The organism is Deferrivibrio sp. (assembly GCF_055117995.1).
Genome location: NZ_JBSQOT010000015.1, coordinates 35,836 through 44,768, shown reverse-complemented (window position 1 = coordinate 44,768; position 8,933 = coordinate 35,836). Strand labels below are relative to the sequence as shown.

The 8,933-nt window shown below is 32.2% G+C and carries 8 protein-coding genes and 1 riboswitch; of the genes, 7 read left to right on the top strand and 1 reads right to left on the bottom strand.

Features of this window, described 5'->3' with window-relative positions; genetic code table 11:
- Window positions 1-76: 76 nt before the first annotated feature.
- Entirely contained in the window at window positions 77-430 is a 354-nt protein-coding gene (locus tag ACTCAF_RS05890) for a hypothetical protein (protein WP_463062364.1), read from the bottom strand.
- 193 nt (window positions 431-623) lie between these two features.
- A riboswitch (cobalamin riboswitch) is annotated at window positions 624-785 on the top strand.
- A gap of 95 nt (window positions 786-880) precedes the next feature.
- Between ACTCAF_RS05890 and ACTCAF_RS05885 the strand changes: the two genes are divergently transcribed.
- Genes ACTCAF_RS05885 through ACTCAF_RS05855 form a run of 7 tightly spaced genes read left to right on the top strand, consistent with a single transcriptional unit; the run spans window position 881 to window position 8,881 of the window.
- Entirely contained in the window at window positions 881-2,884 is a 2,004-nt protein-coding gene (locus tag ACTCAF_RS05885; protein ID WP_463062363.1) for a TonB-dependent receptor, read from the top strand.
- The gene (locus ACTCAF_RS05880; RefSeq protein WP_463062362.1) at window positions 2,868-3,704 is read left to right on the top strand and encodes a helical backbone metal receptor; all 837 of its coding nucleotides are present in this window, start codon (window positions 2,868-2,870) and stop codon (window positions 3,702-3,704) included. Before ACTCAF_RS05885 ends, ACTCAF_RS05880 begins: the two co-directional genes overlap by 17 nt.
- A complete protein-coding gene (locus ACTCAF_RS05875; RefSeq protein WP_463062361.1) occupies window positions 3,701-5,170 on the top strand; it encodes a cobyric acid synthase in 1,470 nt (489 codons plus the stop codon). The genes ACTCAF_RS05880 and ACTCAF_RS05875 overlap by 4 nt, the downstream gene beginning before the upstream one ends.
- Window positions 5,164-6,168 carry a pyridoxal phosphate-dependent aminotransferase gene (locus tag ACTCAF_RS05870; protein WP_463062360.1) on the top strand — a complete coding sequence of 335 codons (1,005 nt, stop codon included), beginning with the start codon at window positions 5,164-5,166 and terminating at the stop codon, window positions 6,166-6,168. The genes ACTCAF_RS05875 and ACTCAF_RS05870 overlap by 7 nt, the downstream gene beginning before the upstream one ends.
- Window positions 6,161-7,099 (top strand): adenosylcobinamide-phosphate synthase CbiB, encoded by a 939-nt coding sequence (gene cbiB, locus ACTCAF_RS05865; protein WP_463062359.1) that lies wholly within the window; start codon window positions 6,161-6,163, stop codon window positions 7,097-7,099. Before ACTCAF_RS05870 ends, cbiB begins: the two co-directional genes overlap by 8 nt.
- Window positions 7,092-8,060, top strand: a complete 969-nt coding sequence (locus ACTCAF_RS05860; protein WP_463062358.1) for a FecCD family ABC transporter permease — start codon at window positions 7,092-7,094, stop codon at window positions 8,058-8,060. Before cbiB ends, ACTCAF_RS05860 begins: the two co-directional genes overlap by 8 nt.
- The gene (locus tag ACTCAF_RS05855) at window positions 8,057-8,881 is read left to right on the top strand and encodes an ABC transporter ATP-binding protein (protein ID WP_463062357.1); all 825 of its coding nucleotides are present in this window, start codon (window positions 8,057-8,059) and stop codon (window positions 8,879-8,881) included. Before ACTCAF_RS05860 ends, ACTCAF_RS05855 begins: the two co-directional genes overlap by 4 nt.
- The last annotated feature ends 52 nt before the right edge of the window (window positions 8,882-8,933 follow it).

Sequence of the window (8,933 nt, the reverse complement as noted above, 5' to 3'; positions counted from 1 at the left end):
ATTTACCCCCTTTGTTAACTTTTCTCGCTATCATCTCGTTTTACCTTTAACATTTTTTCTCCCAAAAAATCCAGTCTCATTTTCCGGGGGCATTATACATTTCAACCATACCTTGCCCAACGGCATCAAAAGCTTGAAGCGCCGGTACAAGCTCTCCTCCGGCGTATACATGTATTTTAAGTCTACCTTCAGACATTTCTTCAATCCACTTGGCTATAAAGTTTGCGCTTTCGCCAAAAACTGGGAAGTTAGGTGGCCAGGTAGTTACCATTTTCCATTCAAAAGATTTTCTAGTTATTATGTTTGTTGCTTCTACTTTTTCTTCTTTTTGCTTACTATTTGTACATGAACTTACCAACATACTGCTACCTAAAGTAAGACCAGTAATAGTTGTTAGGGTAGCTTTTTTTAAAAACTCTCTTCTTTTCATCTACGCCTCCTTGATTTAGTAATATTTAAACATTTAGAACATTGTTTAAATTATGTGGATAATATTAGTATAAATTATCAGTAGTTTCAAGTCATTTTTGTTTTATTGTTTAACTTTTTGTTTATATTTTTTAAAAAAGTTTGATTTTGTTTAACAGGGTAAATGCTTAATTGACAAAACCTTATTTTTTTAATAAAATTCATATATCATAGGTTGGGGAAGTCCGGTGAAAATCCGGCGCTGTCCCGCAACTGTGAGCCTGACGAAAGCCAAATTAGCCACTGCTTTTAATAGTGGGAAGGCTGGCAAGTAGGTTGAAGGTGAGCCAGGATACCCCCTATGAAATACCTTACGTGGATAAGGAGGCCAGGATGCGTTGTCTTTTTACATAACTTCATACTTTTCTCTTTTCTAACTGAATAATATTTAAAACTGGAGGTTATTGTATTTATGAAAAATTTTTATGTAAGTCTATTAATATTACTTTTTTCTTTAAATGTATTTGCTATTGAAACCGTAATTGTAACTGGAAATAGAATCGGTGAAAGTAAAGAAATGATTCCTCAAAAAGTATTGGTTTATGAGGAGGAAGAACTTAAAACATATAATGCTCAGAATGTAGCTGACTTTTTAAAGCAGATAAGCATGGGGCATATTCACGATTATCCGGGGCTTTCAACCTCAATAGATATCAGGGGGTTCAGGACAGATACCCACGGAACAGATTTGAGGGGTAAAGTGTTGATTTTGATTAATGGCCGAAGGGCTGGCACCGGTAACTTATCTTTGATACCTATGACTAATGTTGAAAAGATAGAAATCATAAGGGGCCCTGCCGGTATTCAGTATGGCTCTGCTGCAATGGGTGGCGTAGTAAATATTATATTGAAACAAGGTAAAGAAAAAGGTGAATTTTTTATAGAAGGGTCACTCGGCAGCTTTGATTACAAAAGTGTTACTGTTGGGGCTAATGGTAAAAAGAATGGTTTTGACTTTGCATTGGTTCTAAAAAATATGGATGCAGATGATTATGATACCGATATGGGGACATATCCGAAAACAGATATCGGTGAGAAAAGTATTTCTGCAAATGTCGGCTATACCTTTAATAAATTGGATAGAATTGGATTTGTTTATAATAAATTTGACTCAGGGGATATCGGCTATAACAATAAACAACAATATACTATGGATAATTTAGCATTGTATCTTGATGATTATCAAAATAAAAAACTTGAATCTTATGATTTTGATTTTGCGAGAAATGGCGAAAAAATCAGCTGGAACTTCAAGGTTTTTAAGGGGGAAGAGGAAAAAACGTATCACGACCCTGACAGGGATGATTTTGGGGGCTCAAATTCAGAAAATTATTACAAAACTGAATTTAAAGGTATTCAGGGTAATATTTTTTACAAAAGAGCATTGATTGAGCTGACTACAGGTTTTGATTACAATAGTTATGAAACAATTAATAGAAATTCTGAAAATACTGCTCCCTATAATCCCGATAGCGAATATTCTGACTTTGGGTTATTTATTTTACCAAAATTAAAACTATTAAATGAAAAACTTATTTTAAGTGCCGGGTTAAGGTATGATATTTACGAGTTAAAAATCAAAGAAACTCCTTTAAGAAGCGATGTAAAAGCTCAAGAAACAGAAAAAAAGCCTACTACATTATCTTTTGGCCTAAAGTATAACTTTTCGAAAAATATTTCTTTAAGGGGAAGTTATGGGGAAGCATATGTTATTCCTCAGGCGGATCAATTAAATGCTGATTATTCTGTATGGGGTATGCCTTACAAAGGTAATCCTGATCTTGATCCTGAGACGAGTAAGACTTATGAGATTGGAATTGACTACAACTATATGTTGTTAAATGGCTATTTGACATATTTTTATACAAAATATAAAGATAAAATAATAACTGAAACAGTAACTGAAACAGTAACACAATCTTACATAACCTGGATAAATAGTGGAAAAGCAACGATTGAAGGTATTGAAGGCAATATAAAGTTTGATATCGGCGGGCTATTTAAATTGCCGGTAATTATTGAGCCATATCTGAATTTTGTTTATTATGACAAATTTTATGATGATACAAATGATGTTAAGCTTCTTTATGTGTCAAGACTTCAAGCAAGTTATGGGTTGTTTGTTACCAACAATCCTAATGATTTTTACTGCAGGCTGAATTTTGCTTATACAGGCAAACAATTGGTAGATGACTATGACCCTGCAACATATACCACTACAAGAAAATACAAAGGTTCTTTTACTGTAGGTGATTTGAGTGTGGGTAAGAGATTAATTAAATTCAAAAGGGCAGGTAATTTGTATTTAAAATTAGATATTAACAATCTGTTTGATAAAGATTATGCCTATGTAGAAGGTTATCCTATGCCTGAAAGAAATTATAAAGGCACATTAAAATATGTTTATAATTTCTAAATTTTTAAGGCGACTTTGTGTCGCCTTTATATTTATATTTTTATTTCAGGTATCTGTTTATGCAAAAGATATCAGGATAGTGTCACTTACCCCTTCAATTACAAAACAGTTAATGGCCCTTGGTATTGAAAGGAATATAGTGGGATGCACAAGTTATTGCCCTTTAGCTCAGAAAAAGGGTGCGAACGCAAAAGTAATAGGCTCGGTTTCTACAATTAATATTGAAGCTATTTTGCAGTTAAAACCTGATGTGGTAATAGCAAATTCTTTGACAAACTTAAAGAGTATAGAAAAGCTTAAAAGCTTAAATGTTAATGTTGAAATATTTGAGTATCCAAAAAGTATTGAGGATATTTTTAAAACTGTATCAAGATTAGGGAAAATCACAGGTAGAGTACAGGAAGCAGAAAAAATTGTAGACCAGTCAAAAAGTAGATTAGAAAAGATTAAAGCTAAATTTTTACATAAAGATAGGAAGAAAATTATTTTTTTAATCGGTGCAAATCCACTTTTTACGGCTCCAAAAAATACGTACATAGACGATATAATAAACATTATCAATGGAGTAAATATTGCAGGAAATTTGAATTCCGGAATTATTTCAAAGGAATTTATTTTAAAAGGAAACCCGGATGCAATATTCATAATGAATATGGGAGCAATTGCTGATGATATTGTTAATGATTTAAAGAGATATAGTTTTATAAATGCAGTAAAAATGGATAATTTATTTATAGTGGACGCTGACAGGCTTGGCAGCCCTTACCTGCCGGATTTAATTGATTTGATTGAAAATTTAGGCGAGCTTGTAAACAGATGAGGGGTCTAAAAAATAACTGTAGACCTTTGATGTTTGTTGGCACCGGCTCAGATGTGGGTAAAAGCATAATTGTAGCAGGTATTGGGAGAATTTTAAAACAGGATGGTTTTAATCCGGCACCATTTAAAGCTCAAAATATGGCACTTAACAGTTTTGTCACAAAAGATGGTCTTGAAATTGGCAGGGCTCAAGCAATGCAGGCAGAAAGTTGCAAGGTTGAGCCTGAAGTGCAGATGAATCCAATTCTTTTAAAGCCTAATAAGGATACTGAGAGTCAGATTGTATTAAATGGCAAACCTATAGGAAATTTTTCTGCTAAGGATTATTTTGGTAATGATTTGAAAAACAATTTTTTTCAAGAGGTTAAAAATTCCTATTACTATCTACAAAATAAATATTTCCCGATACTTATTGAGGGTGCAGGCAGTATTAGTGAAATGAATTTGTGGGAAAAAGATATTGTTAATATGCCTGTGGCAAGGTTTACAAATGCTGCGGTATTTTTAATTGCTGATATTGATAAAGGCGGTGTCATAGGGAATATTTACGGACATTATAAGTTATTAAAAGAGGAAGATAGGAAATTAATCAAAGGTTTTATAATAAACAAATTTAGAGGTGACATTTCACTTTTTGAAGATGGTAAAAAAACTATTGAACAGTTAACCGGTGTTCCTGTTGTTGGTGTAATACCATACTTTAGGGATATTTATCTTGATGAAGAGGACAGTTTAAATTGTAAAAAAAGATATCCGGATAAAAGCAAAATTTTTAAAGTAGCAGTGGTGCTGTTGAAACATATGTCCAATTTTACTGATTTTGCTCCATTTGAGCGTATCGATGATGTAAATCTGTTTTATACGGAAAATCCTGAGGAGCTGGATGATGCAGATCTGATTATTGTTCCAGGCAGCAAAAATAGCATCTCTGATATGTTATATTTAAAAAAGAAGGGCTTTGATAGAGCAATTAAAAAACATTTTAATAGTGGTAAAGGTGTGATAGGGATATGTGGCGGTTTTCAGATTTTGGGGAGAAAAATATTCGACCCTTATGGGGTGGAAAGTGATGTTCAAGAGATTGATGGTATAGGTATTTTCCCAATAGTTACAAGGATGACCAAAGATAAAAAAACGGTACAACGAAGTTTTAGATATAAAAATTATCCTGAAAAATGTATAGGTTATGAGATTCATATGGGGGAAACAACATTTTTTGAAAATAGCCCTCTAAACTTTTTTGAAGATGGTTCTGCTGAAGGCTTCCTATTGAATGAAAAGTGTTTTGGTACATATATTCACGGTATTTTCGACAACAGTATTGTATTGAGAGATATTATTAGAAAAGAGATAACTTTAGAAGACTTTGCCGCATTTAAAGATAGGCAGTATGATAAATTGGCAGATATTTTGAGAAGCTCCCTTAATATAAACTATATATATGATTGTATGAGTGGAAAATGTTAAAAGGGCACGGCGGAAATATTTCTGAGTTTGAGGATATTAAATATGATTTCAGTACAAATATTTCCCCTTACGGTATGCATGATAAATTGAAATCGTATTTGGTTGGGCATATAGATGAATTTGAGCGTTATCCGGATATAGAAAGCAGAAGGCTAAAAAAGAAATTATCGTCTTTTTTTGATATTTCATCGGACAATTTTCTTGTTTTAAATGGTTCAATTGAAGGTATATATCTGGTGGCAGAATTGTTTAAAAGCGCAAAAACAGCTATCCTGATTCCGACATTTATAGAATATGAAAAAGCAGCCGAAAAATTTGGTCACAAATTGCAATTTATTAATAGGCTTGAAGATATAACCGATGATGTAACCCTGATTTTTCTCTGCAATCCAAACAATCCTGACGGGAAGTTTTTTGAAAGAGAGGAAATTATTTTTTACTTAAATAGATATAAAAATACCTTTTTTGTAATTGATGAGACATATGAAGATTTTATTCTGAAAGATATATCTCTGGTAAAATACGTTGATAAATATAAAAATTTATTAGTTTTAAGATCGTTTACAAAAACTTTTGCTTTGCCAGGCTTAAGATTGGGATATCTGGTTGCGAATGAGAAGATTGTAAAGCAGATTTACAGTCTGCAAATTACCTGGAGTATTAATTCACTTGCCCTTCTGGCAGGGGAATTAATAGTTGACAATTATGAATACTTGAAACCGCCTGTTGAATTGATGATCAATGAGTCAAAATGGTTACAAAGTGAAATGGCTAAGATAAAAGGTGTGGAAGTTTGTTTTAGTGAACTCAACTTTTTCTTGTGTAAAAGCGATGCCAAAGCTTCAAAATTAAAAGATTTTCTTGCAAAGAACTTCTCAGTATTAATTAGAGATGCTTCTAATTTTAGAGGACTTTCTGAAAAGCATTTCAGAATTGCATCTCAATTGAGGGAGAAAAACCTGATATTGATTAAAGGGATAAGGAAATTCTATGAATGATTTTGTTATTCCTCTGATAATTGGGCTTGCTCTGGATTTTGTTTTTGGTGATCCTGAAAGTAGATTTCACCCAATAAGACTGATAGGTAAAATATCAACATTTTTTGAAAAAATATTTTATAAGAAGACCGAAAATTCTGCTAAAATGAAGCTTTACGGTTTATTTTATCTTATTAGCTGTATATTGGCGGTATATTTTTTAATTAGTTTAGTGATAAATATATTTGAGACCCCATATTACAGAATATTTATTTTATCGCTGCTTGTGTATTTTGGAATTTCAAATAAAGAGTTGATAACCAGAGCCAAAAGTATTGAAAGTAAATTAAGTTGTAATGATATTGAAACTGCAAGGAAAGAGTTAAGCCTTATTGTGGGTAGAGATACAAATCGGTTTGATGAAAATCAGATAAGAAAGGCGGTAATTGAAACTACCTCAGAAAATTTGTGTGACGGGGTTATAGCACCTCTGTTTTACTATTTCTTAGGTGGAATTTATTTTCTTTATGTATATAAAACCGTAAATACCCTTGATTCTATAGTCGGTTATAAAAATGATAAGTATAGAAATTTCGGATATTTTTCAGCAAAAATGGATGATTTGTTAAATTTTATCCCGGCAAGGTTAACTGCCTTGTTGATATACGTCGTTACTTTGAGAGATGATGTACTTAAAAGTGTTAAAAAGTTTGCACGAGCTCACACAAGTCCAAATTCAGGTTACCCTGAAGCTGCAATTGCAGGTTTTTTAAATTGTCAGCTTGGCGGAGTAAACTATTACAATAATATAAAGATTGATAAAGGCACCATTGGTAACAATGATAGAATCATTTTAAAAAAGGATATTCTTGATGTATGCAGCATAAATATGAAAGTTACTGTTTTATTTGTAATCATTATTACTGTATTTAGGCTGAATTTATATGAATAAAAAGAGAGCGCTTGTTAAGATAATTATTCTTTTTTTTATATTGATTATAATAGCTTATTTTAATATTACATATGGGCTTCATCTGTTTGAGAAATCTTCGGATATTGATAAAACAATCTTATTAAATTTAAGGTTGCCTAGGGCTGTGTTAGCAATACTTGCAGGTGGTAGTCTTTCAATATGCGGTGCTGCGTTGCAGGGAGTTTTCCGTAATAGTTTAGTAGAGCCATATACTTTGGGTGTTTCTGGTGGTGCTGCGGTTGGTGTCGCAGTTGCCCTGAGTCTATCTTTAAATAAAATATTTGGAGTTTTTTTACTAATTAGTGCCGGTTTTTTAGGAGCAATCCTGGTCCTTTTGCTACTTTATGTAATTGCAATAAAAAATTATAAGTTGGATATAAAAACATTACTTCTAATCGGCGTTATGATAAGTTTTATCTCATCATCTGTTTTAATGCTGATTTTAGCTGTTTCAAATACGCAAAATTTGCATGGAATAATTTTTTGGATGATGGGCTCGCTCAGCAATGCTCAAAATAATCTAAACATAGCTTTGGGCTGCATTACACTTTTTGGACTTTTAATATTTTATCTTTTTGCAAACAAATTAAATGCTTTGCAGTTTGGTTATGACAAGGGTGCTACATTAGGAGTAAATGTGGAGCAGGTTATCAAAATAACGGTAATCCTTTCTTCTTTGTTAACGGCAGCATCTGTATCTGTTACAGGGATAATTGGATTTATAGGTTTAATTATTCCTCATATAATGAGAAAATTGTTTTATAATGACTTTAGAATATTATTTATAGCCTCATTCTTAGGTGGAGCAATTTTTTTGATGCTTTCAGATTTTATTGCTTCTAAAATAATTTATCCGAATGAGTTACCTGTGGGTGTTGTTACCGGAATTCTTGGCGGAATATTTTTTATCTATATTTTCAGAAAAGAGAAGAGGGCATGACTAAAATCTTGAGGCTTGAAAATATAATTTCGGGATATGAAAAAGGGTTTTCTTTAAAAGGGATAAACTTAACTATCTATAAATCAAAATTTTATGGAATTATAGGCCCAAATGGCTCGGGAAAATCTACACTTTTAAAGACAATGACAGGAATATTAAAACCTTTTAGTGGCAGCATTTTTTTAGATGAAAAGGATTTTTATTCTTATAACCAAAAGCAGAGGAGTAAAAAAATTGCTTATGTAAGTCAGTTTGTGGAGAATAAGGATATAAAAGTGATTGACTTTATTCTTGCAGGAAGGCTTCCTCATTTTAAAAGTTTCCAACTCTTTGAAACGGGGAAAGATAGGGAAATAGCACATAAATATATGAAAATATTTGATATTTTGCACTATGAAAATAGATATATGTATGAATTAAGTGGGGGACAGCAGCAGGTGGTGGCTATATGTTCGGCCTTAGCGCAGGAGCCTGAAATTTTGTTTTTGGATGAGCCTACCGCACATCTTGATTTAAATTATCAAATAAAGATATTAGATTTGTTACAAGAGTTAAATGAAAATATGGGATTGACAATTGTCTGTATCTTGCATGACTTGAACTTAGCTGCCGAATATTGCAGCGACTTAATTTTACTAAATGATGGAGCAATATTTAAATCGGGTAAGCCTGAGGAAATTATTACATATGAAATACTTGAAGAAGTTTACCAAACTGTAATTGTGACAGATATAAACCCTGTGTCAAAAAAGCCTATGGTATTGCCGGTTTCAAAAAATGCTCTAAAGAGTAGTTTGGGAGTTAAAATTGATAAAAAATAGATTTAATTTTTTTCTTATTTTTTCAGTTTTAATTCACACTATCCTTTTTTAT